Source organism: Aliihoeflea sp. 40Bstr573, from assembly GCF_024105655.1.
Classification (GTDB): Bacteria; Pseudomonadota; Alphaproteobacteria; order Rhizobiales; family Rhizobiaceae; genus Aliihoeflea.
Genome location: NZ_JAAAMH010000001.1, coordinates 1 through 26,214, shown reverse-complemented (window position 1 = coordinate 26,214; position 26,214 = coordinate 1). Strand labels below are relative to the sequence as shown.

General features: G+C 63.2%; 22 protein-coding genes, 2 tRNA genes and 1 pseudogene. 15 read left to right on the top strand and 10 right to left on the bottom strand.

Translation table 11 applies throughout. From position 1 onward, the window contains the following. Positions 1 to 91: 91 nt before the first annotated feature. The 4 genes from GTK01_RS00125 (at position 92) to GTK01_RS00110 (ending at position 5,421) form a co-directional block, all read left to right on the top strand. Entirely contained in the window at positions 92 to 1,570 is a 1,479-nt protein-coding gene (locus GTK01_RS00125) for an ABC transporter substrate-binding protein (RefSeq protein WP_252923646.1), read from the top strand. 226 nt (positions 1,571 to 1,796) lie between these two features. Then, positions 1,797 to 2,744 (top strand): ABC transporter permease, encoded by a 948-nt coding sequence (locus GTK01_RS00120; RefSeq protein WP_252923645.1) that lies wholly within the window; start codon positions 1,797 to 1,799, stop codon positions 2,742 to 2,744. Then, positions 2,741 to 3,613: an ABC transporter permease gene (locus tag GTK01_RS00115; RefSeq protein WP_252923644.1), complete on the top strand. Its 873-nt coding sequence runs from the start codon at positions 2,741 to 2,743 to the stop codon at positions 3,611 to 3,613. The genes GTK01_RS00120 and GTK01_RS00115 overlap by 4 nt, the downstream gene beginning before the upstream one ends. Continuing rightward, on the top strand, positions 3,610 to 5,421 hold the full coding sequence (locus GTK01_RS00110; protein ID WP_252923643.1) for an ABC transporter ATP-binding protein: 1,812 nt from the start codon (positions 3,610 to 3,612) through the stop codon (positions 5,419 to 5,421). Before GTK01_RS00115 ends, GTK01_RS00110 begins: the two co-directional genes overlap by 4 nt. Here the strand turns inward: GTK01_RS00110 and GTK01_RS00105 are convergent. Continuing rightward, on the bottom strand, positions 5,418 to 5,738 hold the full coding sequence (locus tag GTK01_RS00105; RefSeq protein WP_252923642.1) for a hypothetical protein: 321 nt from the start codon (positions 5,736 to 5,738) through the stop codon (positions 5,418 to 5,420). The two genes, GTK01_RS00110 and GTK01_RS00105, sit on opposite strands and share 4 nt — an antisense overlap. Positions 5,739 to 5,981: 243 nt before the next feature. Here GTK01_RS00105 and GTK01_RS00100 point away from each other — a divergent pair, with 243 nt between their 5' ends. After that, entirely contained in the window at positions 5,982 to 6,374 is a 393-nt protein-coding gene (locus GTK01_RS00100; RefSeq protein ID WP_252923641.1) for a cupin domain-containing protein, read from the top strand. A gap of 3 nt (positions 6,375 to 6,377) precedes the next feature. Here GTK01_RS00100 and GTK01_RS00095 read toward each other — a convergent pair whose 3' ends face one another. Next, positions 6,378 to 7,841, bottom strand: coding sequence for a cobyric acid synthase (locus GTK01_RS00095; RefSeq protein WP_252923639.1), 1,464 nt, complete (start codon positions 7,839 to 7,841; stop codon positions 6,378 to 6,380). Between the two features lie 143 nt (positions 7,842 to 7,984). On the opposite strand from GTK01_RS00095, the gene GTK01_RS00090 reads away from it, so the two are divergent. After that, positions 7,985 to 9,160, top strand: coding sequence for an isobutyryl-CoA dehydrogenase (locus GTK01_RS00090; RefSeq protein WP_252923638.1), 1,176 nt, complete (start codon positions 7,985 to 7,987; stop codon positions 9,158 to 9,160). A 26-nt stretch (positions 9,161 to 9,186) separates the two neighbouring features. After that, the gene (gene mmsB / locus GTK01_RS00085; RefSeq protein WP_252923636.1) at positions 9,187 to 10,071 is read left to right on the top strand and encodes a 3-hydroxyisobutyrate dehydrogenase; all 885 of its coding nucleotides are present in this window, start codon (positions 9,187 to 9,189) and stop codon (positions 10,069 to 10,071) included. A 223-nt stretch (positions 10,072 to 10,294) separates the two neighbouring features. Here the strand turns inward: mmsB and GTK01_RS00080 are convergent, their stop codons facing one another. The 4 genes from GTK01_RS00080 to GTK01_RS00065 form a co-directional block, all read right to left on the bottom strand. Next, a complete protein-coding gene (locus GTK01_RS00080) occupies positions 10,295 to 10,660 on the bottom strand; it encodes a hypothetical protein (RefSeq protein ID WP_252923635.1) in 366 nt (121 codons plus the stop codon). A gap of 45 nt (positions 10,661 to 10,705) precedes the next feature. Continuing rightward, on the bottom strand, positions 10,706 to 11,122 hold the full coding sequence (locus GTK01_RS00075) for a carboxymuconolactone decarboxylase family protein (protein ID WP_252923634.1): 417 nt from the start codon (positions 11,120 to 11,122) through the stop codon (positions 10,706 to 10,708). A 58-nt stretch (positions 11,123 to 11,180) separates the two neighbouring features. Next, positions 11,181 to 12,557, bottom strand: a complete 1,377-nt coding sequence (locus GTK01_RS00070; RefSeq protein ID WP_252923633.1) for an aspartate aminotransferase family protein — start codon at positions 12,555 to 12,557, stop codon at positions 11,181 to 11,183. A gap of 174 nt (positions 12,558 to 12,731) precedes the next feature. Next, positions 12,732 to 13,895, bottom strand: coding sequence for an MFS transporter (locus GTK01_RS00065; RefSeq protein ID WP_252923631.1), 1,164 nt, complete (start codon positions 13,893 to 13,895; stop codon positions 12,732 to 12,734). Positions 13,896 to 14,121: 226 nt separating this feature from the next. Between GTK01_RS00065 and GTK01_RS00060 the strand changes: the two genes are divergently transcribed. The 3 genes from GTK01_RS00060 to GTK01_RS00050 are packed head-to-tail and all read left to right on the top strand — an operon-like array spanning position 14,122 to position 19,121. Continuing rightward, entirely contained in the window at positions 14,122 to 15,696 is a 1,575-nt protein-coding gene (locus GTK01_RS00060) for a trimethylamine methyltransferase family protein (protein ID WP_252923630.1), read from the top strand. Positions 15,697 to 15,745: 49 nt separating this feature from the next. Beyond that, complete coding sequence (locus tag GTK01_RS00055) at positions 15,746 to 18,322, top strand: FAD-dependent oxidoreductase (protein ID WP_252923629.1); 2,577 nt, start codon at positions 15,746 to 15,748, stop codon at positions 18,320 to 18,322. A 52-nt stretch (positions 18,323 to 18,374) separates the two neighbouring features. Continuing rightward, the gene (locus GTK01_RS00050; protein ID WP_252923628.1) at positions 18,375 to 19,121 is read left to right on the top strand and encodes an NYN domain-containing protein; all 747 of its coding nucleotides are present in this window, start codon (positions 18,375 to 18,377) and stop codon (positions 19,119 to 19,121) included. Here GTK01_RS00050 and GTK01_RS00045 read toward each other — a convergent pair. Both GTK01_RS00045 and GTK01_RS00040 read right to left on the bottom strand, forming a co-directional pair. Then, on the bottom strand, positions 19,107 to 19,820 hold the full coding sequence (locus GTK01_RS00045; protein WP_252923627.1) for a phosphate/phosphite/phosphonate ABC transporter substrate-binding protein: 714 nt from the start codon (positions 19,818 to 19,820) through the stop codon (positions 19,107 to 19,109). The two genes, GTK01_RS00050 and GTK01_RS00045, sit on opposite strands and share 15 nt — an antisense overlap. Before the next feature lie 39 nt (positions 19,821 to 19,859). Continuing rightward, positions 19,860 to 20,888 (bottom strand): fatty acid desaturase, encoded by a 1,029-nt coding sequence (locus GTK01_RS00040; RefSeq protein ID WP_252923626.1) that lies wholly within the window; start codon positions 20,886 to 20,888, stop codon positions 19,860 to 19,862. 162 nt (positions 20,889 to 21,050) lie between these two features. On the opposite strand from GTK01_RS00040, the gene GTK01_RS00035 reads away from it, so the two are divergent. The 3 genes from GTK01_RS00035 to GTK01_RS00025 all read left to right on the top strand — a co-directional run bounded on the left by GTK01_RS00035 (position 21,051) and on the right by GTK01_RS00025 (position 23,254). Beyond that, the gene (locus tag GTK01_RS00035) at positions 21,051 to 21,896 is read left to right on the top strand and encodes a helix-turn-helix domain-containing protein (protein WP_252923624.1); all 846 of its coding nucleotides are present in this window, start codon (positions 21,051 to 21,053) and stop codon (positions 21,894 to 21,896) included. Between the two features lie 53 nt (positions 21,897 to 21,949). After that, positions 21,950 to 22,960, top strand: a complete 1,011-nt coding sequence (gene bmt, locus GTK01_RS00030) for a betaine--homocysteine S-methyltransferase (protein WP_252923623.1) — start codon at positions 21,950 to 21,952, stop codon at positions 22,958 to 22,960. A 129-nt stretch (positions 22,961 to 23,089) separates the two neighbouring features. Next, positions 23,090 to 23,254 carry a hypothetical protein gene (locus tag GTK01_RS00025; protein WP_252923621.1) on the top strand — a complete coding sequence of 55 codons (165 nt, stop codon included), beginning with the start codon at positions 23,090 to 23,092 and terminating at the stop codon, positions 23,252 to 23,254. A gap of 76 nt (positions 23,255 to 23,330) precedes the next feature. Here the strand turns inward: GTK01_RS00025 and GTK01_RS00020 are convergent. Beyond that, positions 23,331 to 23,407: transfer RNA gene (locus tag GTK01_RS00020), tRNA-Asp, on the bottom strand. Positions 23,408 to 23,603: 196 nt separating this feature from the next. Between GTK01_RS00020 and GTK01_RS00015 the strand changes: the two genes are divergently transcribed. After that, positions 23,604 to 23,679, top strand: a tRNA-Val gene (locus tag GTK01_RS00015). Positions 23,680 to 24,795: 1,116 nt separating this feature from the next. Here GTK01_RS00015 and GTK01_RS00010 read toward each other — a convergent pair. Continuing rightward, a protein-coding gene (locus GTK01_RS00010; RefSeq protein WP_252923619.1) for an IS3 family transposase occupies positions 24,796 to 25,922 on the bottom strand; the annotation gives its coding sequence in 2 pieces (ribosomal slippage) (positions 24,796 to 25,682 and positions 25,682 to 25,922; 1,128 coding nt in all). 125 nt (positions 25,923 to 26,047) lie between these two features. Here GTK01_RS00010 and GTK01_RS00005 point away from each other — a divergent pair. After that, positions 26,048 to 26,214: pseudogene (locus GTK01_RS00005) on the top strand (IS3 family transposase); the annotation flags it as partial.

Genomic DNA, 26,214 nt, shown 5'->3' with positions numbered 1-26,214 from the left:
CGGGTTCGCAGAGCACAATCGCGATTTACTCCGCCCTGTTTTCGCGCTTCAATCCGGCCAGCCACGTCCGTTCCCTGGGAGCCTGCCTGACATGAAAATCATCGTTCCTGTGCTCACCGCTGCAGCCATCGCGCTCGCGTCCGGCACCGCCTTCGCGCAGCGCGCCGATGTCGTGATCGGCGTCGTGCTCGAACCGCCGCATCTCGACCCCACCGCAGGCGCGGCCGCCGCGATCGACGAGATCGTCTATGCCAACCTCTTCGAGGGGCTGACCAAGATCGGACCAACGGGCGAAGTTCTGCCGGCGCTGGCGGAAAGCTGGGAAGTTTCCGAAGATGGCCTGACCTACACGTTCAAGCTTCATGAAGGGGTGAAATTCCATGACGGCGCCGAGTTTTCCTCGGCCGACGTGAAGTTCTCGCTCGACCGCGCTCGTGCCAAAGATTCGACCAACGCGCAAAAGGGCCTTTTTGCCGCAATTGAAAGCGTGGAGGCGACCGACCCGACGACCGTGACCGTCAAGCTGTCGCGTCCGCAAGGGTCATTCCTCTACAATATGGGCTGGGGCGACGCGGTGATCGTCTCGGAGGCATCGGCCGCCGGCAACATGGAGACACCGGTGGGCACCGGCCCGTTCAAGTTCGACAACTGGGCCAAGGGTTCGTCCGTCGTCCTCGTCAAGAACCCGGACTATTGGGGTGAGCCGGCGGCGCTCGAACGCGCCGAATTCCGCATCGTGCCCGATGCCGCGGCAGCCATTCCGGCGCTGCTTTCGGGCAACGTCCATGCCTTCCCCAATATGCCGGCCGGCGACGCGCTGTCGCAGATCCAGTCCGACCCGCGCTTCGAGGTCGTGATCGGCTCGACCGAGGGCGAGACGCTGCTTTCGATCAACAATGGCAGGGAGCCGTTCGACAAGCTCGAAGTGCGACAGGCCATCGCCCACGCGCTAAACCGTGAGGAGATCATCGCCGGAAACGGCTCGGGCCTCGGCACGCCGATCGGCTCGCACTTCTCGCCCGCCAACGCGGCCTATATCGACCTGACCGATACCTATCCGTATGATCCCGAGAAGGCGAAGCAACTCCTCGCCGATGCTGGATTTGCCGATGGCATCTCGGCGACGCTGAAGCTGCCGCCGCCGCCCTATGCGCGCGAAGGCGGACAGGTTATCGCCTCGCAGCTGCGCCAGGTCGGTATCGAGCTGGAGATCATCCCGGTGGAATGGGCAGACTGGCTGAGCCAGGTCTTCACCGAGAAAGACTACGACTTTACGGTGATCTCTCACACCGAACCGAACGACATCGATATCTATTCGCGGCCGGACTACTATTTCGACTACCACAACGACGAGTTCAACGCGGTCATCGCCGAACTCGACGCGACGTCGGACGAAGAAAAGCGCAATGAACTTTACGGCCAGGCGCAGCGGATTCTGGCCGAGGACGTTCCGGTGGGTTTCCTTTTCCAGTTGCCGAAGATCGGCGTCTGGGACGCCAAACTCGAAGGCATGTGGGAAAACGCGCCGATCCAGTCGACGGATCTGACCGAGGTGCGGTGGGCGGAGTAACGTGGCCAGCCTGCATCGTGTTCGCGCTTGAACCTCCACCGCTCAGCCCTCCCCACAAGGGGGAGGGAGACCTCGACGGCGCGTTCATGCCGTCATCGTTCCGCCACGCGACAGGGTGCGGTGCGGCGCGGGCGGCTCCCTCCCCCTCGTGGGTAGGGACAATGGGTGGGGGTTCACCGTCGAAGGACGAGAACCATCGCCGAAACCGGTGCTGTGCGCAGAAGCAATGACCCTCTTCCTCACCAAGCGCATCGCAATCGGCGTCCTGACGCTTCTCGTCGCGTCGATCGTGGTTTTCTCCATCATGGAAATCCTGCCGGGTGATCCCGCGCGTATCATGCTGGGGATGAACGCCGCGCCTGAAGCGCTGGCCACGCTGCGCGAGCAGATGGGCCTCAACGTGCCGCTTGTGGAGCGCTACGCGAACTGGATCGCCGGCATGGCGGTCGGCGACTTCGGCAATTCCTACACCTACCGCTCGCCCGTGATCGAACTGATCGCCGAGCGGGCCATCGTGTCCTTGCCGCTGGCGGTGATTTCGCTGGTGTTGTCTACCGTCATCGCCATTCCGGTCGGTATCTTCGCTGCAGCGCGGCGCGGCAGGCTTGGCGATACGGTCTCGATGGGCACCGCGCAGATCGGCGTCGCCATCCCGAATTTCTGGTTTGCACTTCTCTTGATCTACGTCTTCGCCGTGTGGCTGCGCCTCGTTCCGGCCGGTGGATTTCCCGGCTGGGCGGGCGGCATCTGGCCGGGCGTCAAGGCGCTGATCCTCCCTTCGATCGCGCTTGCACTGCCGCAGGCGGCGATTCTTGCGCGCGTCACCCGCTCGGCGATGCTCGAAGTTCTCGGCGAAGACTACATCCGCACCGCGCGCGCCAAAGGCATGCCGCGCCGTTATGTGCTTTGGCGGCATGCGCTGCGCAACGCAATGATCCCAGTGCTGACCATCCTCGGGCTGCAATTTGCCTTTCTTCTCGCCGGGACGATCATTATCGAGAACGTTTTTTACCTGCCCGGGCTGGGGCGGCTCGTCTTCCAGGCGATCACGCAGCGCGACCTGATCGTCGTCGAAGGCGTGGTGATGCTCCTCGTTGCAAGCGTCGTCCTCGTCAACATTCTGGTCGACATCGCCTACGCGATGGTCGATCCGCGATTGAGGGCACGCGCATGAGCGCCGAGCCGACCTCACCGCCGGTGGAGGGCGTCGGGCAGTTCGCCCGCGCGGCGTTCTCCAACGTCTCCTTCGTCGCCGGGTTCGTCATTACCGCGCTGATCGCACTGATGGCGCTGGTCTCCTTTGTGTGGACACCGCACGACGTCATCAATTTGACGGTTGCGAACCGTATGCAGCCGATCTCGGCGCAGCACTGGTTCGGTACCGACCATTTCGGGCGCGACATCCTCTCCTTGATCATGATGGGTGCCCGCAACTCGATCGCCGTCGCGCTCGTCGCAGTCGGAATCGGCATGGGGATCGGCGTACCGCTCGGTTGCTGGGCGGCCGCGCGCGGCGGCTGGATCGACGAGGCGCTGATGCGCTTCAACGACGTGGTCTTCGCCTTCCCTGCCCTCCTTTCGGCGATCATGATCACAGCGATCTTCGGGCCGGGCGCCGTCAACGCCATCGTCGCCATCGGCATCTTCAACATTCCCGTCTTCGCGCGCGTGGCCCGCGCCGGCGCGATGGCGCTGTGGCCGCGCGAATATGTGCTCGCCGCCCGTGCCTCCGGCAAGTCGGCGACGCTCATCACCATCCAGCACATACTGCCCAACATCGCCTCGATTCTGCTCGTCCAGGGCACGATCCAGTTCGCGCTCGGCATCCTCGCCGAGGCGGGGCTTTCCTATCTCGGCCTCGGCGCGCAGCCGCCGATGACGAGTTGGGGGCGCATGCTATTCGACGCCCAGACCCGCATGATGGTCGCGCCGCACCTGGCCATCTTCCCGGGCCTTGCGATCGTCATCACGGTTCTCGGCCTCAACCTTCTCGGAGACGGGCTGCGCGACCTGCTCGACCCGCGACTAAGGCGCCAGCGATGAGCCTGCTCGAAATCGAAAAGCTGCGGCTCTCGATCGGCAATTTCGAGGTCCTGAGGGGCGTCGATCTGCATATTGACCAGGGCGAGGTGCTGGGTCTGGTCGGCGAATCCGGCTCCGGCAAATCAATGACGGCTCTGACGCTGATGCGCCTCCTACCCGAACTCGCGCGTACCAGCGGGCGCGTGACGTTCGACGGCATCGACATCCTGAACGCGCCGGAAGCGGCGATGAACAAGTTGCGCGGCGATGACATCGGCATGGTCTTCCAGGAACCTATGACGGCGCTGAACCCGGTCAAGACCATCGGTGAACAGGTGGCCGAGGGCATTCGCTGGCACACCGGCGCGAACCGCAAGGATGCGGAGAACCGCGCCCGCACGATGCTCGACCGTGTCGGCCTGCCGGAGGCCAAGTTCCCGCTGTCGCGCTATCCGCATGAACTGTCCGGCGGCCAGCGCCAGCGCGTCGTGATCGCCATCGCATGCGCGCTGCAGCCGAAGCTGCTCGTCGCCGACGAGCCGACAACTGCGCTCGACGTGGTGCTGCAGGCGCAGATTCTCGACCTTCTGCGCGACCTCGTCGACGAGCGGAAGATGGGGCTTCTGCTCATCTCGCACGATCTGGCCGTGGTCGCCGACATGGCCGATCGCGTCACGATCATGCGCCATGGCGAGGTGATGGATACGGGCGAGACAGCGCGCATTTTGACCGAGAAGAAGCATCCGTATACGCGCCAGCTCGCCGAGGCTTCGATGCATGTGCCGGCGAGGACCCCGCGCTTCGTACCCCCACCCCTCTCCCCTCCCGACAAGGGGGAGGGAGACGCGGATGCCGCGACCGGTTCTGGTTCCTCGGTGCCAGGCGGAAAACTCATCGGGAAGAGCTCGGCTTCGACGTCTCCCTCCCCCTCGTGGGGAGGGGCACGGGGTGGGGGCGCACCGTCCCAACGCGATGCGGCCCAATCATCTCGCAACGCGCAGACCGGCCCCCTTCTTGTCCTGGAACACGTCACCCGCGACTATGCGGGACGCAGGCGATCGTTCTTTTCCAAGCCCGAGCCATTTCGCGCGGTTAGAGGTGTGTCGTTCGCCCTTCATGAGGGCCAGTCGATGGCGCTTGTGGGGCGGTCGGGATGCGGGAAGTCCACCCTCGCCCGCATGATCCTCGCGCTCGATCGGCCTAGCTCGGGTTCGATCCGGTTTGCCGGCGAGGAACTGACCACGAAGAGCGAGGCGGAGCTGCGGCCCTCGCGGCGGAACATGCAGGTGGTCTTCCAGGACCCCTACGGCTCGTTCAATCCGCGCCACAAGGTTGAGCGCCTGGTTGCGGAGCCTCTGCATCTTCTCGAACTCCAGCCCTCCCGGAACGAAAAGCGCCAGATGGTGGCGCAGGCGCTTGCCGAGGTTGGGCTATCGACGGCGGATATGGACAAGTATCCGCACGAATTTTCGGGCGGCCAGCGGCAGCGACTGTCGATCGCGCGGGCGCTGATCACGCGTCCGAAGCTGATCGTCGCGGACGAACCGGTATCGGCTCTGGACGTGTCGATCCGGGCGCAGGTGCTCGACCTGTTTGCCGACCTCAACCAGCGGCTCGGCGTCGCCTATCTCTTCATCACGCACGATCTGATGGTCGCGCGGGCGATCACCGATCAGGTGATGGTGATGCACGAGGGCGAGATCGTGGAGCGCGGCGATACCGCAGCAGTGCTCGACGGTCCGCAATCGGAGGCGGGCAGGATGCTCGTCGCTGCCTCGCCCGATCTCGACCGCGCGCTTGCGCGGCGGCGCGCGGCGGCAAGCATCTAGCTGGTTGGATCGTCGACGGCCAGAATGTCGCGAACGCGGATGCCGAGCCGCTTTTGATGCTGGCTGAGCAGCGTGTCCGTCACGGCGAAGTCAAGCACCTGTTCGGCTACCAGACGGCGCTGTTCTTGCGCCAGTGCGCGCAGGGCGAGGATGCTTGCCGACGTGCTCACTCCTGCATGATAGCGGGCCAGCTCGGCAGCCAATAATTCGCGTTCCCCAGAGGGGAGGCCCAGCCAGTCGTAAACACGTTCGCAAAGGAGGTCGAACTGGTCCAGTCGATCGCCTTCGCGCAGGACGATGGCGAGGACGAGCAGCATTTCGGCCGGCATCCGCAAGTCCTGTTCTGATTCGACCACGCTTCAACTCCGATACGCGCTCGATGCAAGTTGCGCGTTTTGCTAATCCTAGCCGAATTATGCTTACGAAGGATTTATGCTTGCGGTGACGGCAGTCTTGCGGTCGGTGCCCGGAAATGTTGGCCTCGATTGCAGCGAAGCCTTCTGGCCGGCTATGTCCGGCGCTATCCTTCACCGACGATGGAGGGCGGGTTGGACATCATGATGAAGCCGCAAGTCATCAAGCTCACAGCCGGCGCCGGCCGCAGCTATGAGATGCCGGGCATGCGCGCGATCTTCAAGGCCGACGAGGCCGAGACGAAGGAGGCCTACAGCGTCTCCGAATGGTGGCTGGACCCAAGGACAACCGGACCGGGTGCGCATAGCCATGACGCGAATGACGAGGTGTTCTACGGGATCGGCGGAGTGATGGCTGTACTCGTCGGCGAGGAATGGCACGATATTGGGCCGGGCGATTTCCTGCGCATTCCAGCCGGCACGATCCATGATTTCGAGAACCGGACGGACGCGCGCGCGGGTCTGCTCAACTTCTTCATTCCCGGCGGCTTCGAGCGCAACATGCCGGCCATCGTCAACTGGTTCAAAGAGAACGGCTGACGATCAGCGCGCGGCGGCGAATAGGCCGTCGCAGTCGAGATGGGTTTCGAGGGCCTCGGCGATTGCGTCAAGCGCGTCGTCGATCCGCCGTTCGAATCCGAGCGGCGCGGCCTCGATGCCATGCTCTGCAAGGAAGCGGCGGCGGAAGGCATCGCCGGTGAAGAGCCCGTGCAAATATGTGCCCCAGATCCGGCCGTCCGCCGAGCATGCTCCGTCCGGCAAGCCGTCGATCCGGAACACCGGACGCGCGCAATCCGGCCCGCTGGTGCGGCCGAGATGGATTTCGTAGCCTGACGTTGCGACGCCGTGGCGGACTGAGAGGGCGTTCGCCTCGCGCAGGGTCTTTTGCGGTTCGAGCGCGGTTTCGACGTCGAGCAAGCCGAGGCCGGGCGCATCTCGCTCCAGACCCTCCGTCCCATCAGGGTCGGTGACGCGGCGGCCGAGCATCTGGAAGCCACCGCACAAGCCGATCACGGTGCCGCCCGCGGCATGATGACGGACGATGTCGCGGTCCCAGCCCTGCGCACGCAGGAAGGCGAGATCGGCGATGGTCGATTTGGAGCCCGGCAGAAAGACGATGTCGACCGGCGGGATCGCACGGCCGGGCCGCACGAAGACGACGTCCACGTCGGGCTCGGCGCGCAACGGGTCGAGATCGTCGAAATTGGCGATGCGCGAGAGCATCGGCACCGCAATCGTCAGCCTGCCTTTGCCGCCGCGCGAGGCGCGGTCGAGCACGACCGCGTCTTCCGCCGGCAGGGTCGCCGCCTCCTTCAGCCAGGGCACGACGCCGAAGGAGCGCCAGCCGGTGAAGCGCTCGATGGCGGCAAGGCCATCGTCGAAGAGCGAAAGCTCGCCGCGGAACTTGTTGACGATAAAACCGGCGATCATCCGCCGGTCTTCCCGGGGCAGGATCAGATGGGTACCGGCGATCGAGGCGATGACGCCGCCACGGTCGATATCGCCGACAAGGACGACCGGGACGTTCGCGGCGGTCGCAAAGCCCATATTGGCGATGTCGCGATCGCGCAGATTGATCTCGGCCGGCGAACCCGCGCCTTCGACGATGACGAGATCGGCGTCTTCGCGAAGCCGATGCCAGGACTGCATCACTGCCGCCATCAATCGGTTTTTCTGCGCGCCGAAATTGCGCGCCGCGGCCTCGCCGGCCATGCGACCATGGATGACGATCTGCGCGCCGACGTCGCTTTGCGGCTTGAGCAGGACGGGGTTCATGTCGACGCTTGGCGCGACCTTGCAGGCGCGCGCTTGCAGCCATTGCGCGCGGCCGATCTCGCCAGGTGAGCCGTCGAGGCCGATGGCGATCGCGGCGTTGTTCGACATGTTCTGCGGCTTGAACGGTCGCACGCGCAGACCACGATGCAGCGCCGCACGGCAGAGGCCCGCGACAAGCAGCGTCTTGCCGACATCAGAGCCTGTGCCCTGGAGCATAATGGAGCTGGTCATAAGGAGCACCAATGGCCCGGAACCGACAGACTCGAAGCCATGCACATCCCCTTGTCGCCTGGCGCACAGGCTTCACGTTGCGCGCGCCGGCCAATGGTCTAGATTGCCCGGCGAGGAAAATCCATCGCGACAGGGAGGTCGGCATGGACGCCGCGACCGACGCCACGGCCAGCCAGTTCGAACTCAACGAGGACCAGCGCGCCATTCAGGAAATGACGGCGGGCTTTGCCGCCGAGCGCGTCGCGCCCTATGCGCTCGACTGGGATCGCGAGCGGCATTTCCCGGCAAACGTCATCCGTGAGACGGGTCCGCTCGGCTTCGGCGGTATTTACATTGGCGAGGATGTCGGCGGGTCGGGGCTCGGACGGCTCGACGCGGTCCTGATCTTCGAGGCACTGGCCGCCGCCTGCCCCGCCTTCTCGTCCTTCATCTCGATCCACAACATGGCGACATGGATGATCGACAGGTTCGGCGATCAGGCCCAGCGCCAGCGCTTCCTGCCGAAGCTGACCTCGCTCGAATGGATCGCGAGCTATTGCCTGACCGAACCGGGCGCGGGATCGGACGCGGCCGCTCTGAAAACGCGCGCAACGCGCTCGGGCGGCAATGGCAGCGACTATATCGTCAACGGCGCCAAGCAGTTCATCTCCGGTGCCGGCGAATCGGACGTTTACGTCGCCATGGTGCGTACCGGCGAAGACGGGCCGAAGGGCGTCTCGACGCTGGTCATCCCCAAGGATGCGCCCGGCCTTTCCTTCGGCGCAAGTGAAAACAAGATGGGCTGGCACATGCAGCCGACCCGTCAGGTCATCTTCGACGACTGCAAGGTACCGGCCGAAAACCTTCTTGCCGACGAGGGCATGGGCTTCAAGATCGCTATGGCCGGACTCGACGGCGGACGGCTCAACATTGCCGCCTGCTCGCTGGGCGGCGCGCAATCCGCGCTCGACAAGGCGCTTGCCTATGCCGGCGAGCGGCAGGCCTTCGGGAAGACTCTCGACCAGTTCCAGGCGCTGCAGTTCAAACTTGCCGACATGGAAACCGAGTTGAGTGCCTCGCGCATGCTGCTCTATGCGGCAGCCTCAAAGCTCGATCGCAAGGCGCATGACGCCGGCAAGTGGTCGGCGATGGCGAAACGCTTCGTCACGGACACCTGCTTCGACGTCGCAAACCAGGCGCTGCAGGTCCATGGCGGATATGGCTACCTGCACGATTACGGAGTCGAGAAGATCGTGCGCGACCTGCGTGTGCACCAGATCCTGGAAGGCACGAACGAGATCATGCGGGTCATCATCGCGCGTCACATGATCGGACGCTGATAACCATCTATCGGGAGGACTTCGCGATGGCGAAAATCGCATTCATCGGCCTCGGAAACATGGGCAATCCCATGGCCGCAAATCTCGTCAAGGCCGGACATGACGTAACGGGCTTCGACCTCGTCCAGGCCAATCTTGACACTGCCAGGGCTAATGGCGTCGCGGTCGCTTCGAGCGCGCGGGAAGCGATTTCGGGCGCAGAGGTGGTCATCACCATGCTGCCGGCAGGCAAGCATGTCGTGTCCGTTTATGAAGACATCGTCCCAGCTGCCGCCAAAGGGACGCTCTTCATCGACTCCTCGACCATCGATGTCGAATCGGCACGCAAGGCCCACAAGATTGCTGCCGATGCCGGCATGCTCTCGGTCGACGCTCCGGTTTCCGGCGGCGTTGGCGGGGCGGAGGCAGGCACGCTGACCTTCATGGCCGGGGGCAGCGCGGACGCGCTCGACAAGGCCGCTGCGGTGTTGAAGCCGATGGCCGGCAAGGTGGTCAATTGCGGCGAAGCGGGCGCGGGCCAGGCGGCGAAGATCTGCAACAACATGATCCTCGGCATCTCGATGATCGGTGTCGGCGAAGCTTTCGTGCTGGCCGAGAAGCTCGGTTTGTCACACCAGGCGCTTTATGACGTCGCGTCGACCTCATCGGGCCAGTGCTGGTCGCTGACAACCTATTGCCCGGTCCCCGGCCCCGTTCCGAACTCGCCGGCCAATCGCGACTACAAGCCGGGCTTCGCTGCCGCCTTGATGCTGAAGGACTTGAAGCTGGCGCAGGAAGCGGCGCAGAGCGCCGGGGCGGTGACGCCGCTCGGCGCAGAGGCAGCGCAGCTTTACGCGCTTTTCAACGCGATGGGCCAGGGCGGCACGGATTTTTCCGGCATCATCAACTTTCTTCGCGGGAAAGTCGGTTGAGCTACCCGATTTTCGGCAGATTCATCTTTGCTTAAGCAACTGCTAACCCGCTGGTAAGATTGTCCGGCTAGAACAGATCACAAGGTGGTCGTCGCAACCGCCTCCCGCTCCGGATCAGGTATTGCGTACCGGAGCAGTAACCTTCGCAAGTATCTTGTCGCGAAGTGCCATGCGTCTTTGTGGCAAGACCGCGTTTCTCTTCTGGAGAGCGCGGTTTTGCGTTTCAGATGCTGCGGCTCAATCGACGATGATTGCTGCGCACCGCCGTCCCCGACGGCTTGAGCGCAGCGCGCAGCGCCCGGTCGGCAGCGACGCCGTTGATCAACGACGGCGTGCGGCCGGACCAGACTTCCGGCCAGAACTGGATGGCGGCCTGTGTGAAGGCCAACTGGGCGGCTAAGGCACCCTCGACCATGGCTGACATCTTCTCCGTCACTGCGCGGGTGGTTTCCACCCGGTAAGGGTTGGAACTCTGGGCCTCCGCCGCGAGCATCGGCATACGCATGGCGATGACCGCCGGCGCCAGCATAAGGTTTCCCGTCAGGGAGGCGGCGGCGCGGATCTTTCGAGCGGTGGGCTTGGCCGGCATGGAATCAGGCTTTCAGAAGCGCGATATTGCGCCGCACAAAACGCGTCAGGAGCTGGGTTGTTCCGGCATGAACTGCCGATCGACCGGCGGGCGCAAGCCGTTGGCGAGGCGGTTGGTTTCGTTCGCCATGCCGATCACCGCCATGACCTCCATGAGTTGCGCGTCCGTCATCCCCTTGGCGCGTGCGCCGGCCGTGTGGGAATATGTGCAGTATTCGCAGCCATTGGTGGCCGAGACGGCAATGTAGATCAGTTCCTTGGTCAGGGGATCGAGCGCGCCGGGCGCCATCACCTCCTTCACATCCCGCCATGTCCGCTTCAACGTCGCGGGGTCGTGTGCGAGAATTTTCCAGAAATTGTTGATCCAGTCCGTGCCGCGCGTCTTCATAATGTCGTCGTAGACTTCGCGGACTTCGGGCGAGGCGTCGGGATATTCGACAAGCTGCAGGATGGGTGCGGTCATTGAGCCGGCCTCCGGTTTAAGGTGCCCCTCTCGCTCAGGCGCGAAAGGGGCGCATGCGTCACTTGCGCAGGTCGCGCTCTGCCAGGTCGAGCGCCTTGCCGATACGCTCGCAAGCCATGTCGATCGTTTCCTTCGTCCAGATGAGCGGAGGAGACAGGATCATGGTGTCATTCACCGCGCGCATCATCATGCCGTTTGCCATTGCGTGATCGCGAACGGTGGCGGCGGCGAAGCCGACATTTTCAAACCGCTCGCGCGTGCCCTTGTCCTTGACGATTTCGATGGCGGCCATGAGGCCGATGCTCCGCACCTCGCCGACGATGCCATGGCCGGCCAAGCGTTCCGTCAGGGCGTTGGCCAGATACGGCCCGGTTTCCTCGCGAACGCGCTCGACCAGCCCTTCCTTCTCGATGATGTCGAGATTGGCAAGCGCGACGGCGCAGGCGACCGGGTGACCCGAATAGGTGTAGCCGTGATAGAACTCGCCGCCCCTTTCGACCAGCGTCGACGCGATCCGGTCGCCGACCAAAAGAGCCGAGAGCGGCTGGTAGCCGGAGGTCAGTGCCTTGGCGGTGGTGATCGTGTCGGCCTCGATGCCGAGCGTCTGCGCGGCGAACCATTCGCCGGTGCGGCCATAGCCGGTGATGACCTCATCGAGCATCAGCAACACATCGTACTTGCGGCAGATGCGCTGAATCTCCGGCCAGTAGCTTTCGGGCGCGATCTTGACGCCCCCTGCCCCCATGACCGGTTCGCCTATGAAGGCGGCGACATTGTCCGCGCCCGCCTCGAGGATCGCATCCTCGACCGCCTTCGCGGCGCGCAGGCCGAAATCATGATCGTTCTCGCCCGGCCGGGCCAGTTCGTACGCATAAGGTGGCATCACGTGAACGATGTTCGGAACCGCGCCGTTCAACTGGCCGTGCATCGCCGACATGCCCCCGAGCGACGTGCCGGTGATCGTCGAGCCGTGATAGGCCCAGTTGCGCGAGATGATGCGGTTCTTCTGCGGCTTGCCTTCCAGTGCCCAATAGTGGCGCACGAGGCGCAGCGCGGTGTCGTTGGCTTCCGAGCCGGACGAGCCGTAAAAGACCTGATTCATGTTGGCCGGCGCGATTTCGGCCAGTTTCTTCGCCAGAAGCGTCGGCGTCGGCGTCGTGCATTTGAAGAAGGAGTTGTAGTAGGGCAACTCCTTCATCTGCGCATAGGCGGCCTCGGCCAGTTCGTTGCGGCCGTAACCGACATTCACGCACCAAAGGCCGGCCATGCCGTCGAGGATTTCCTTGCCCTCGCTGTCATATACGAACGGGCCTTCGGCGCGCGTGATCATGCGCGAGCCGGCATCGCGAAGATCCTTGTGGTCAGTGAAGGGGTGGAGATGATGGGCCGCATCGATCTCCTGAAGCTGCTTCAGGGAATAATTCTGGTAGGTCATGTCATGTCTCTCCGTTGAACGAGGGGTTCAGGCGGAGAGCGGCGGAGAATATCCGATCCGGGCGCACAGGCGCAAAAGCTCGGCGTGCCGCGTTCGCGGCGACGGCGTCGAGGCATGGGCATGTCTTTTGACAGAGCGGCGCATAGGCTTTTGTAGCGGCGGCCCGGTTTCGGTTCAAGCGCGCTGGCGCGCGCGCAGGGCGCCGACCAGCACGAGCAGGAAACAGAAAACCGCAAGCACCGCCGGCAGGCCGTGCGGCCCGAAAAGCTGCATCGCGATCCCCGCGCTCGGTGGCCCCGAAATGCCGCCGATGCCCCACATCAACGCGAAGGCGGCATTGCCGGCCACCAGCATGGAACCGGAAAAGCGCTGGCCAAGCTCGACGATCGCCATCGTGTAGATGCCATAGGCGAACGCGCCCCAGAAGAAGGCCACCGGCCATTGCGCGGGCGTGGCGAGCACCGCTGGCAAGAGCGCGCAGCCAACCATCGTCAACACCGTGCAGACGAGCATGACGGCGCGGGCACTCCACCAGTCCGCAATGATGCCGAACGGGACCTGCAGCGCGAAATTGCCGATGATGAAGACGGTGAGGAGCGTCGCCATCTCCGCCTCCCCGACCGCGAAGGCGCGGCCGTAGGACGGCAGAAGCGAGAGCATCGCCGTCTCGAACCCGGCCGCGACGATGACCGCGAGGAGCAATGTCGGCGCGACGGGAAGGAAGCGGCGCACGGTGCCCTGCTGCTCGTCCTCGTGGAATTGCGGCAGACGCGGCGCGGCGGCAGCGACGAAGAGGCCGCAGATGAGGAAGGCTGCGATGCCCACCAGAAAGGGCGGCCAGCCCTGCGTGCCGACCAGCGCAAGCGTTGTCGGGCCGAGCGCAAAGCCAAGCGAGATGGTCGAGGTGTAGAAGCCCATGAACCGGCCTCGCGCATGGGCGGGAGCCAGCGAGATCATCCAGACCTCGGAGAGGACGTAGAGCGGAATGACCGACATTCCGATCATGAAGCGCAGCGGGAACCAGAGCCAGACATTCTGGGTCGCGCCGATCAAGGCGAGAAGCGACGCGCAGAATGCGGCGCACAAAAGCACGGTGCGCACGCCGCCGAGCCGCTTGACGAGCGCGGACACGAGCGAGGAGGAGACGATCATGCCGAGGGGAGACATGGCGGCGGACAGGCCGATCATCGTCGGCGAGACGCCCCGCCGCTCGAGGATGAAGGAGAGCAGCGGATAGGACAGGCCTTGCGCGATCGCGAACACCGACACGGTCGCCGTCACGGCGCCAATGGCGAGCCATGGCACAGGCTTTGCGGCGGGCAGAGCGATCGTTTCCATGCAGAGACATGATCCTGTCCATGCGCAGCGCGCCAGAGCAAAATGAAAGTGGCCGAAAAGTTGGATTTCGGTGGTCCAGACACCGGAAATCCGGCGATGTCGCTCCTTCGATAGCGCCATGTCGCGCGTGTCGATTCCCTCTTTCTCAAGGTCGCCGGCTCGTTGTTGGAGGGATCGTTCGCAGTTCAATATGCGGCGAAATTTCCAGCGTTCCGTCGAGGCAGCGATGACTGATCTGACCATGCCCACCGAGGCGCTCGCAACCGAACGCGGCCGGCGCGGCGGGCGGGCGGGTAAGCGATCTGGCGGATCGGCAGCGTTCGAGCAGCCTGCCTATCGCCGCCACACGATTCCGTTCGCGCCGACCGAACTTCTCTCAGCGGACGAACTCGAATCCATCCACCTTGCCTCCTTGAGAGTGCTCAAGGAAATCGGCGTCGACGTGCTGCATGACGAGGCGCGACGGATCATGAAAGATGCCGGGGCGGACGTGCGCGAGGGGTCGGAACGCGTGCGCTTCGACGCCGACCTGATCCTCGAACTGGTTTCACATTGCCCGTCGCAATTCACACTACATGCGCGCAACCGGGGGCATGACGTCCATTTCGGCGGGCGCAATCTCGTCTTCGCGCAGGTCGCTTCGGCGCCGAACTGTTCCGATCTCGACCGGGGGCGCCGGCCGGGCAACCAGCAGGATTTCCGAAATTTCCTGAAGCTGGCGCAGGTTCACTACATCATTCACGCAACCGGCGGCTATCCGGTCGAGCCGACCGACATCCACCCATCGATCCGGCATCTGGAATGCGTGCGCGATCTGGCGCTGATTACCGACAAGCCGTTCCACATCTATTCGCTCGGCAGGGAGCGCAATGTCGACGGCATCGAGATCGCTCGGCTGGCGCGCGGTATTTCCGAGGAACAGCTTCTCGCAGAGCCGTCGGTCTATACGATCATCAACACCAACTCGCCGCTCAAGCTCGACATCCCGATGATGGAAGGCATCATCCAGATGGCGAGCCGCGGACAGATCGTGATCGTCACGCCCTTCACGCTGTCCGGCGCGATGGCGCCGGTGACGATCGCGGGCGCGCTCGTGCAGCAGAACGCAGAGGCGCTTTCGGCCATCGCATTCGCGCAGATGGTGCGCAAGGGCGCGCCGGTCGGCTATGGTGGCTTCACCTCGAATGTCGACATGAAGTCAGGAGCGCCGGCCTTCGGCACGCCGGAATACATGAAGGCGCAGCTCGTCGGCGGACAGCTCGCGCGGCGCTATGGCATTCCCTACCGCACGTCGAACGTGTGTGCCGCCAACGCCGTCGATGCACAGGCCGCCTATGAAAGCGTCTTCTCGCTGTGGGGTGCGGTGCAGGCTGGCGCGAATTTCATGATGCATTCGGCAGGGTGGCTGGAGGGCGGGCTGCGCTGCTCCTACGAAAAGATGATCCTCGACATCGACCTCCTTCAGATGGTCGCAGAGTTCTTGACGCCGCTCGATCTTTCGGACGCGGCGCTGGGGGTCGATGCCATCCGCGAGGTCGGCCCAGGCGGGCACTTCTTCGGCACCCAGCACACGCAGGATCGATACAAGAACGCGTTCTATTCGCCGATCCTCTCCGACTGGCGCAACTTCGAAAGCTGGCAACTGGCGGGCAGCCCGACGACGGTCGAAAAGGCCAACCGGGTGTGGAAGGAGCGGCTGGCCGCCTGGGAAAAGCCGGCGATCGACCCGGCGATCGAGGACGCGATCAACGATTTCGTCGAGCGGCGGATTGTCGAGGGCGGCGCGCCGACGGATTTCTAGTATGATCGTCCGAACATGACTTTCTGATTCCGAAGACAGGCATATCCACATGAAATCCCATGCAAAAGCGGTCGTGATCGGCGGGGGCGTCGTCGGGTGTTCGGTGCTTTACCATCTGGCGAAGGCCGGGTGGACGGACGTGATGCTGATCGAGCGGTCGGAGCTGACGTCCGGTTCGTCCTGGCATGCAGCGGGCGGGTTTCATACGCTGAACGGCGATCCCAACGTTGCCAAGCTGCAGGCCTATACTGTCCAGCTCTACAAGGAACTGGAGGAGATTTCCGGCCAGTCCTGCTCGTTGCACCTGACGGGCGGCGTGATGCTGGCGGATACGCCGGAGCGCATGGATTTCCTGAGGCTCGCCCATGCCAAGGGGCGCTATCTCGGCATGGACACCGAACTCATCACGCCGTCGGAAGCCAAGGCGATGTTTCCGCTGATGGACGAGACGAATTTCGTCGGCGCGATGTGGGACCCGGTCGAGGGCCATCTCGACCCATCGGGCACGACGCACGCCTATGCCAAGGCGGCGAAGACGCTCGGGGCGGAGATCGTGCTGCGCAACCCGGTGATCGAACTGACGCAGGAGGCCGACGGCACCTGGAACGTGGTGACCAAGAACGGCACCGTGAAAGCTGAACATGTCGTCAATTGCGGCGGCCTGTGGGCACGCGAGGTCGGCCGGATGGTCGGCGTCGAGCTGCCGCTTCTCGCCATGGAGCATATGTATCTTTTGACCGAGCCGATGCCGGAGGTCGAGGAGTTCAACGCGCGAACCGGCCGCGAGATGGTCGGCGTGCTCGACTTCAAGGGCGAAATCTATACGCGGCAGGAACGCAACGGTGTGCTGCTCGGCACCTATGAGAAGGCGTGCAAGCCGTGGTCTCCGGTCAACACGCCCTGGGATTTCGGCCACGAACTGCTGCAGCCGGACCTCGACCGCATCGCGCCGTCGCTGGAGATCGGCTTCAAGCATTTTCCCGGCATCGAGAAGGCCGGCATCAAGCAGATCATCAACGGTCCCTTCACCTTCGCGCCGGACGGCAACCCGCTGGTCGGCCCAGTTCAGGGATTGACCAATTTCTGGTGCGCCTGCGCGGTCATGGCGGGTTTCAGCCAGGGCGGCGGCGTGGGGCTGGCACTCTCCAACTGGATGGTCAACGGCGACCCCGGCTTCGATGTCTGGGGCATGGATGTCGCGCGTTTCGGTGAATGGGCGAGCCTGCGCTACACCAACGCCAAGGTGCGCGAGAACTACTCGCGGCGCTTCTCGATCCGTTTTCCCAACGAGGAACTGCCCGCCGCGCGCCCGGCGCAGACGACGCCGATCTATGACGTCATGGTGCGCGACAACAATGCGGTGATGGGCGATTCATGGGGCCTGGAAACCCCTCTCTGGTTCGCTCCGAAGGGCACCGAGCCGAAGGACGTCGTTTCCTTCCACCGTTCCAACGATTTCGAGCATATCGGGGCGGAAGTTCGCGCGACGCGCGAACGTGTCGGCGTGACGGAAATAGCGAATTTCGCCAAATACGAAGTCGCGGGCACCGGTGCGGAGGCGTTTCTCAACCGGCTGATGACAAACCGGATGCCAAAGACCGGCCGCATCGTTCTGACGCCGATGCTGAATGAGTTCGGCAAGCTGATTGGCGACTTCACCATCGCCAAGGCAGATGACGACCGCTTCATGGTCTGGGGCTCGTCCGCAGCGCAGAAGTACCACATGCGCTGGTTTGAAAAGCATCTGCCCAAGGACCGCTCGGTCCGCATCATCCGCTTCGACCAGACACTGGTGGGGCTCGCGATCGCCGGGCCGCGCTCGCGCGACCTGCTTCAGAAACTGGTCGACACGGACGTGTCGAACACGGCGTTCAAGTTCATGGATTTTCGCGAGATGGCAGTGGCCGGCGCGCCGTGCATGGTCAACCGCATCTCCTACACGGGCGATCTTGGCTATGAAATCTGGATGGAGCCGGCATATCAGCGCCTCGTCTATCAGGCGATCAAGCGCGACGGCGAAGAGTTCGGCATCGTCGATTTCGGCATGCGGGCGCTGCTTTCGATGCGCCTGGAAAAGAACTTCCCGACCTGGTTCCGGGAATTGCGGCCGATCTACGGACCCTTCGAAGGCGCGATGGACCGGTTCATCAAGCTGGAGAAGAACGATTTCATCGGCCGCGAGGCGGTGGCAAACGAGAAGGCCGAAGGTCCGAAGCTGCGGCGCGTCTCCTTCACCGTCGATGCGCTCGATGCGGACGTCATGGGCGACGAGCCAATCTGGGCGAAGATAAACGGCCAGGATTTCGGCACGGTCATCGAGCCGCACGGCTATGGCGCGCCGCGCTTCGATCTGGACGGCAAGGACGTTCGCGGATCGCAGGCGGCGACCGACGCCTCTGCTGTACGCGGCATACGCGACGGCGAATGGACGGTGGTCGGTTGGGTGACGTCGGGCGGCTATGCGCACTTCGTCGAGAAATCGATGGCGCAAGGCTATGTGCCGGCGGCGCTTTCGGAAGATTCGAGTGACGGCGTGTTCGAGATCGAAATTCTCGGCCAGCGCCGTCCGGCGCGAATCGCGGTCGAGCCTCCGTTCGATCCGGCGGGAGAGAAGATGCGGGGTTGATCGGGAGACAGCGTTGCCTTCAATTGGTCTCGACAAGGCACAAGGAGCCGGAATGCCCGTTGCAGAGAAATTGCCGCGTCTTGCCGTGCTCATCGATGCGGATAATGCGTCGTTCAAGATCGCAGACGGCTTGTTCGAGGAAATCGCGACCCTCGGCGAGGCCAGCGTTCGCCGGATATATGGCGATTTTTCAAATGCACGTTCGAAAGGGTGGGCGGAACTCCTGTCCAAGCACGCGATCGTGCCACAACAGCAATTCGCGCATACGACCGGCAAGAACGCCTCGGACATCACCCTGGTCATCGATGCGATGGATTTGATGCACAGCGGCCGGTTCGACGGGTTCTGCCTCGTCTCCTCAGACAGCGACTTCACGCGTCTCGCATCCCGCATTCGCGAAGAAGGGCTGGAGGTCTACGGTTTCGGCGAACAGAAAACGCCGGAAAGCTTTCGCCATGCCTGCAAGCGCTTCATCTATATCGAGAACCTCCTGCCTGTCTCGTCGGACAGCAAGAGCGACCGAAAGGCCGACACCAAATCGCTTCAATCACCGAGCGCGGCGGCACCGTTGATCCGAAAGGCCATAGAACAGATCGATCCGGACGGCGGATGGGTCGGGCTTGGAGGCGTCGGCACGCAACTCGCGAATCTCGCACCCGATTTCGACCCGCGCAGCTACGGTTTCAAGAAGCTCAGCGATCTTGCCCGAAAAGCAGGCGCCTTCGATGTCGACCAGCCGAAAGAAGGGGGCTTGATGATACGCCTCAAGCCGAAGAGCAGAAAGTCAGCCGGCAGCTAGAATGACCTTAGCTTCCAAGAGCGCGGCCCGCATCGCGGCAAGCGCCTGAGGATTCGTCGTTCGACTGGTGATGTAGGGAAGGCCCTTGCGTGGGCTCGTCCAGCCGACGCGGACGAGGTCGGCTGCAGCCGGCTCGTGAAGCTGCGCCAATGCCCAGGATCGACAGTCGATGGCGCAGACGTCCGCCCGGCCCGATGCAACGGCACGGATCGAAGCACGATGTCCGCCGGTGGGTATGTGCTCGCTGAAAACGTCCAGCGAGGCGAGGTCGGACTGAAGGGCGAGATAGCCGGACATCGAGTCGGGAGCGTTGTAGGCAAAGCGCTTGTGGCGGATGCGGTCGGACAGGGACTGTCGGGAAGCTGGCGGCTCCATGCAACTCACGTCCATCCTCCGCATCAAGACCGCGCTGCGATACAGCTCTCCCTCGCCCCCTTCCACGTCCGAATAGTCCGGCTGGCCGATGACGTGGACATGGTCGGCGAGGCCGTCGCCCATCGGGCCCCAGCAGGTCTGGGCGAACAGGACGTCGGGGCGGCGCCAGAAGTCGTAAAGGTCGCCGGTCTCGCGGGTCAGTTCCTCCGGCGCATCGATGCCGGCGCCGCGCAGGACATCGCGAATGGCGATCCATTGCGCATTCGTCTCGGCGCGAACTTCCGGCCAGTCATACATGGGAAGGGCGGCGATTGGATTGCTCATGAGGCCTTATCGGATGCCGTCAGGGCAGGATGCAAGCCCCTACTCGGTCGACGGTTCGGCCGGGACCGGCGCAGACCCCGCAAAATGCACGGAGCGGGCCCGAATGCGCGGGCGAAACGCCCTGCCCGGCTCGGGCTGCCGGCGCAGAACGGGGTGGACGATAGGCTCCTTGCGCTTGAGCGCGAAGGCGCGGAAGAGCGCAAGATAGTTCGGAAAGACATAGCCGCCATTCATGCGCACCCACTCCTCGCGCCGTGCGCGGAAGCGACTGGGCAGTTCGTACCATGGCACAGTCGGCAGCTTGTGATGGACGAGGTGGAGATTGTTGTTGAGGAAGAGCAGTGCCAGTGGAGAGCGCTCGACGATGATCGTGCGGCCGTCCGGGCGCTCCGACCACTGATGCTCGGCGAAAGTGCGGATCGCGATCAGCGACTGGCCGAGATAGACCGGCACCAGATAGAGCCAAAGCGGCATATTGAATGCGACGACGAGGATTGGAAGCATGACTGCCAGGCCGACCAGATGGTGTCGCCAAGCGCGCTGGACGCCGAGGTCGCCGGCACGCAGGAGCTTCAGGTCTGACGCCAGGAACGCGGCATTCGACAGGGCGGGGCCGATCAGGAAGCGGCCGACCATGGTGTTGTTGAAGGACAGAAGGGTGCGCAGCCAGACCGGCAGCGTCTCATGCCTCCAGAATGCCTGATAATAGCTTTCCGGATCGTCGAATGGGTCGGTCAACCGCTCATCGGCGTGGTGGCACAGATGCAGCTTCTTGAACCGACGATAGGGATAGACGATCCCGAGCGGCAGGCCGACGAGGATTTCGTTGAGGATGCCGTTTCGCGTCGGATGGCCGTGTGCGGCCTCGTGCATCAGCGAGGACTGCAATGCGACGGTTATGGTGAGGATGGCGATCGCAATCCAGGGCGAGAAGAACCAGCCGACCGTGCCCGCCGCGAGCCAGGCGCCGTAGCACCCCGCGATCAGTACGACCGTGGGCCACTCGATGGCACTGGAAACAAATCGGGCGCGCGGTGCCGACGCGGCCCTTCCGTCGTTTCGTAGCATGTCAATGTCCCGCCCCGACTCGCGTGGATCCCCCGATCCTGCTGACATGATGCTGACATCAAATGAGGCTCACACCAATGTGACTTTGCGCATATTTCGTTGATAGTGAAAATCGAAGACGACAATTGTTTTGTTTAGTCAACAAGAGCGATATCATTGGGCATGGACAAGCGTGACCTCTCCCAACTCTTTCGCGAGCGGCTCAAACTTCTGCTGGCCCGTAGTGACCAGAACCAATCGGCCTTCGCCGCCAGCGTCGGCATTGACCGCTCGGCCCTTTCGCAGCTTCTATCCGGACAATCGACGCGGTTGCCGCGGGCCGAAACGCTTCTCAACATGGCCTCGACTTACAATGTTTCTCTCGACTGGCTACTCGGTATCAGCCAGGACGAAGGGCTTGCCTCGGAGATCCGCGAAAGCCTCGAGATCGAAGAAGGCACCGGTGGCTTCGACCGCACGCTTCTCGCCGTCTGGCATGCGGAGGCGGCGGGGACAAAGATCCGCTACGTGCCGGCGGGCATACCCGACCTTTTGCGCACCGACGCCGTGATCGACTACGAGGCGGGAATCACGCGCAAGAACCGTGAGAGCCAGATCGACGAGAAAGACTACCGGATAGACTACAACCGGCGGCCGGAGACCGACATGGAGGTCTGCATGCCGCGCCACATGCTGGAGATATTCGCCAAGGGAAACGGCGTGTGGAGCGGGCTCGACGAGAGCGCGCGGCGTGAACAGCTTGCCCATATGGCGCGGCTGGTCGACGATCTCTATCCAAGCTTCCGACTTTATCTTTATGACGGGCGCCAGCGCTACTCCATCCCCTACACGATCTTCGGCCAGATCCGCGCGGCGATCTATGTCGGCGAGATGTATCTGGTGCTGAACGCGGTAACGCCCGTGCGCACGCTGACACGGCACTTCGACAATCTCATCCGTGCGGCGGAGATCAACGCTCACGAGGCCGCCGCCTATTGCCGACAACTCGCTGACGGCCCGATCGATTGACCGGATATAAGGATTTCTTTATATCTGTTGCAAACAGCAAATCGAGACCCTCATTGGAAAATCCGATCGACGCCCTGATCGCCGAAAAGGGTGTGCTCCTGGCCGATGGAGCCACCGGCACCAATCTCTTCGCGATGGGGCTGGAAGCCGGCGAGGCGCCGGAGCTTTGGAACGAAACCGCGCCGGACAAGATCGCGGCCTTGCACCAGGGCTTCGTCGACGCGGGCGCCGACATCATCCTCACCAACTCGTTTGGCGGCACGCGGCACCGGCTGAAGCTGCACCATGCGCAAGACCGCGTGCACGAAATCAACCGCAGGGCGGCCGAGATCGCACGCGGTATCACCGACAAGGCGGGCCGACGCGTCATCGTGGCGGGTTCGGTCGGACCGACGGGCGAACTCCTCGTGCCCCTCGGAGCCATGACCTATGACGAGGCAGTGGCCGCTTTCGTCGAGCAGATCGAGGGACTGAAGGCAGGTGGCGCGGAAGTCGCGTGGATCGAAACCATGTCGGCGCCCGACGAGATCAAGGCGGCAGCCGAGGCCGCAATCAAAGTCGGCCTGCCCTACACTTACACCGGATCGTTCGACACGGCCGGGCGCACCATGATGGGGCTTGCGCCGGATGCGATCTACGAGGTCGGCGACCAACTCTCCGATCATCCCGTCGCGGTCGGCGCCAATTGCGGCGTCGGCGCGGCCGATATCCTGGCCTCGCTCCTCGACATGAGCGCGGCGCGGCCGGATGCCACGATCATCGTCAAGGGCAATTGCGGCATTCCGGAGTTTCGCGGGTCGGAAATCCATTACTCGGGCACGCCGGAACTGATGGCCGATTATGTGCGACTGGCGGTCGATGGCGGCGCGCGCATCGTCGGCGGCTGCTGCGGCACGTCCTTCGTCCACCTGGCCGCGATGCGCGCGGCGATCGACGGTCACACGAAAGGCGCGCGCCCGAGCGTCGAGGCGATCGAGGCCCGGATCGGCCCGATGCGCAACAAGTTGGCCTCGCAAAGCGGCGGTGAGGGAAACCGTCGCGAGCGGCGACGCCCGCGCGGATGACCCCTTGAAATATGGGCTGGTGACCACGGACGTACTGGCGCCGCCGTCGAGACTTTGAAGGTCGGGCCGAAAGCCGGCCTTTTTCGTTTCAGCCTTGCATGACGGCCACCGACGCAGGACAGTTATTCCATGATCAACGATCCGGGCAAACGACTGGCCGCTGGACTGTGGAAGCTGCTGGCCGGGATCGCTCTCGTGCTGCTGCTTCTGACGCAACAGGCGCGCGAGCCGGAACCGGAGGCGACCGACGAGATCGCGCCGCAACTCGAGACCGGCGAGGAAGAACAACCATAGACGCGCGAATTCGAAACCCGGCCAAATACCGAGTTGAAACCTTGAGACAGCGAACTGCTGAAAATCTAGGAAAAAATGGCGCGAGTGACGGGGCTCGAACCCGCGACCTCCGGCGTGACAGGCCGGCACTCTAACCGACTGAGCTACACCCGCGCTTGGCGCTTGCGGCACGTTTCGTGCGGCCCGCGTTGGTGGGTGAATTAAGCGGTTCGACCGGAGGTGTCAAGCGCCCGAAGCCGGGCGGAACGTTATTTCGCAAGCGATCCAACGCTACGCTGCGGAAGGGCTGGCCGATGGCAATTCGGTCTTGCGCACAAGGCGCTTACCGCATAAATCTCCAGCCTCGTGAGGGCGATTAGCTCAGTTGGTAGAGCGCTTCGTTTACACCGAAGATGTCGGCGGTTCGAGCCCGTCATCGCCCACCACGTTCTCCAAGGGGGTTGTATTTCGACGCCCACACCACCCCGAAAACGCTCGGGTTCAGGTGCTCTAAGATCCCCGCCCTAATGCTTTTTCTGCAGGCGTGACGTGATGTCTGCAATCGCGGGCGGCCGCACATTCGAAGCCAGGGAAGGCAGTTTGGCCAGCGTTGCTTTGCTTGTCGGTTGCATCCTCCGGGTTCAGCAACGGGACCGTCTTCACGGCGAACCAGTCCGTGATGCGCTGCTCGCTCTCGGGCACGATCGCAAGATTGACAGGAAGCTTCGCGAAGGCCGCACGGTCGGGATGCCGCCTGTCCCAGGAGGACTTCTTCTAGCTCGGGTGGCCGGCTCCCGGCGTGTTGTCCCCGGTGCCGTCGAGCACGACGCAGCGGCATTGCCACGATCGGTGCACCAAAGCTGGTGTGAGGCTCACGGGAGGCCTTGCACAAGCTCGGCGTCTCCAATTCTCCGGAACTATGCGGACGGTCGACCCGAGGCGCGATACGAAAGAGACGCGATCTGGCGGCACGGTCAAAGCCACGGCACGTACCAAATTAACAATCGTAAACTCCATCGAATTTGCATTGTGTTGGTGTTGGCTTTCGAATTACTCGCCGCCGAGTTTGGCTAGCTGTTTCATTTGATTCTGCTTTGCCGCGGAAGGGGGCGCTAGCCAGGCGCGACATTGCGGGCTTCGGAGCGAGGCCGGCGGGTGGGGTGACAATGTTCCAAGCATTCTCAGATGCCGTCATGCGAGTGGCGGCAAGGTGGTCGTTCGCGCGAAAATCCGGGAAGGCCGGGCCCGTTTCGGCGATAGGGAGCGGATCTGGCGGATCGTGCGGTATCGAGCATGGCGCGCCAAGATCGAACTCTCGGGATCCAAAGCCGAAGCGTTCGCCGGCAGGCCTTCGCATCGCTTCAGGTCCGGCAGTCCTTGATCCAATTCTGCGATGTGGCATCAGACCTATCGGCGGCGCGATTGTGGCCATGCTGCTGAGCGCGGCGCCTGGGATGGCCGCGTCGCCTCTGTGCGCATCGACCTCAGGCTTTGAAGGCACGTTTTATGAATGGCTCTCGCGTGTGCAGTGAATAGCCCCGAGTTTCATGGACACCCTCGGGTTACATTTCCTGCTGCCGTTCGAATTCGACGGGTGACAGCATCCCGTTCCTGACGTGCTTGCGCTTCGGGTTGTAGAACATCTCGATGTAGTCGAACACGTCCTGCCTTGCCTCGTCGCGTGTTCGGTAGGTCTTTCGCCGGATTCGCTCGCGCTTGAGAAGATTGAAGAAGCTCTCTGCCACAGCATTGTCGTGGCAGTTTCCGCGCCGGCTCATCGAGTGCTCAAGATTGTGGTGCTTCAGGAAGGCCACCCAGTCCATGCTGGTGAATTGCGAGCCCTGATCGGAATGGACCAGGACCTTGCTCTTCGGCTTTCGACGCCACACCGCCATCAGCAACGCCTGCAACACGACATCGGTGGTCTGTCGGCTCTGCAGCGACCAGCCGATGACGCGGCGTGAAAACAAGTCGATCACCACGGCCAGATAGGCGAAGCCTTCCTGGGTTCGGATGTAGGTGATGTCTGTTACCCATGCCCTGTCCGGCGCGTCGACGTCGAACTGCCGGGCAAGGGTGTTGTCGACCACGACGGACGGCTTGCCACCGTAGGATCCGGGCCGGCGCTTATAGCCGATCTGCGCCTTGATCCCGGCAAGCTTTGCAAGACGGGCAACACGGTTGGCACAGGCTGTTTCTCCCTGATCGAGAAGGTCGTCGTGCAGCTTGCGATAACCATAGACCCTGCCGCTCTCTTTCCACGCCTTGCTGAGGAGTTCGGTCTGACGTGCGTCTTCCCGAGCCCGTTTGCTCAATGGGGCCTTCAGCCAGGCATAAAAGCCGCTGGGTCGGATGCGCAGGCAGCGACACATCGCGCGCACAGCAAACTGCTGGCGATGCTCGGCAACAAACGCGTATCTCACTTTGCATCCTTGGCGAAATACGCGGTGGCTTTTTTTAGGATGTCGCGCTCCTCGGTGACGCGCGCCAGTTCCTTCTTCAGACGACGTATCTCGGCTGCCTGATCCCCATCGCCTCCTGATGGCTTCGAGAACTTCCTGCGCCACGCGTAGAGCGAGTGCTGGCTGACACCCAGCCGCTTCGACACCTCCGCGACAGGATAACCACGCTCGGTGGTCTGCGCGACCGCATCGCGCTTGAACTCATCAGTGAAATTGCCAGACCCCATCATGGCCTCCTTGCCTCAAATTTAGGGAAGAAGGCGTCCACAAATCTAGGGGCAATTCACAGGTCAACCAGAACTGAACCGCCCCGGGTTTGCCGGAGGCTCCAACTTCCAAATAGGATGGAGCCATGACGAGCAAGACGACGAACAAGTTTTCCCCTGAGGTGGGCGAGCGCGCTGTGCGGTTGGTGTTGGATCACGAGGCTGACCATTCCTCTCGCTGGACCGCCTGCCAGTCGATAGCGGCAAAGATCGGCTGCTCGGCCCACACGTTGCTGGACTGGGTGAAGAAGGC

Coding starts and splice junctions, on each gene's coding strand:
- GTK01_RS00075 (WP_252923634.1), bottom strand. CDS start 11,122: ATGACCGCACCCATCCTGCAGCTTGTCGAATATCCCGACGCCTCGCCC.
- GTK01_RS00055 (WP_252923629.1), top strand. CDS start 15,746: ATGAAATCCCATGCAAAAGCGGTCGTGATCGGCGGGGGCGTCGTCGGG.
- GTK01_RS00040 (WP_252923626.1), bottom strand. CDS start 20,888: ATGCTACGAAACGACGGAAGGGCCGCGTCGGCACCGCGCGCCCGATTT.
- GTK01_RS00090 (WP_252923638.1), top strand. CDS start 7,985: ATGGACGCCGCGACCGACGCCACGGCCAGCCAGTTCGAACTCAACGAG.
- GTK01_RS00070 (WP_252923633.1), bottom strand. CDS start 12,557: ATGACCTACCAGAATTATTCCCTGAAGCAGCTTCAGGAGATCGATGCG.
- GTK01_RS00065 (WP_252923631.1), bottom strand. CDS start 13,895: ATGGAAACGATCGCTCTGCCCGCCGCAAAGCCTGTGCCATGGCTCGCC.
- GTK01_RS00050 (WP_252923628.1), top strand. CDS start 18,375: ATGCCCGTTGCAGAGAAATTGCCGCGTCTTGCCGTGCTCATCGATGCG.
- GTK01_RS00080 (WP_252923635.1), bottom strand. CDS start 10,660: ATGCCGGCCAAGCCCACCGCTCGAAAGATCCGCGCCGCCGCCTCCCTG.
- GTK01_RS00045 (WP_252923627.1), bottom strand. CDS start 19,820: ATGAGCAATCCAATCGCCGCCCTTCCCATGTATGACTGGCCGGAAGTT.
- GTK01_RS00060 (WP_252923630.1), top strand. CDS start 14,122: ATGACTGATCTGACCATGCCCACCGAGGCGCTCGCAACCGAACGCGGC.
- mmsB (WP_252923636.1), top strand. CDS start 9,187: ATGGCGAAAATCGCATTCATCGGCCTCGGAAACATGGGCAATCCCATG.
- GTK01_RS00025 (WP_252923621.1), top strand. CDS start 23,090: ATGATCAACGATCCGGGCAAACGACTGGCCGCTGGACTGTGGAAGCTG.
- GTK01_RS00110 (WP_252923643.1), top strand. CDS start 3,610: ATGAGCCTGCTCGAAATCGAAAAGCTGCGGCTCTCGATCGGCAATTTC.
- GTK01_RS00120 (WP_252923645.1), top strand. CDS start 1,797: ATGACCCTCTTCCTCACCAAGCGCATCGCAATCGGCGTCCTGACGCTT.
- GTK01_RS00100 (WP_252923641.1), top strand. CDS start 5,982: ATGAAGCCGCAAGTCATCAAGCTCACAGCCGGCGCCGGCCGCAGCTAT.
- GTK01_RS00105 (WP_252923642.1), bottom strand. CDS start 5,738: ATGCTGCTCGTCCTCGCCATCGTCCTGCGCGAAGGCGATCGACTGGAC.
- GTK01_RS00115 (WP_252923644.1), top strand. CDS start 2,741: ATGAGCGCCGAGCCGACCTCACCGCCGGTGGAGGGCGTCGGGCAGTTC.
- GTK01_RS00125 (WP_252923646.1), top strand. CDS start 92: ATGAAAATCATCGTTCCTGTGCTCACCGCTGCAGCCATCGCGCTCGCG.
- GTK01_RS00095 (WP_252923639.1), bottom strand. CDS start 7,841: ATGACCAGCTCCATTATGCTCCAGGGCACAGGCTCTGATGTCGGCAAG.
- GTK01_RS00035 (WP_252923624.1), top strand. CDS start 21,051: ATGGACAAGCGTGACCTCTCCCAACTCTTTCGCGAGCGGCTCAAACTT.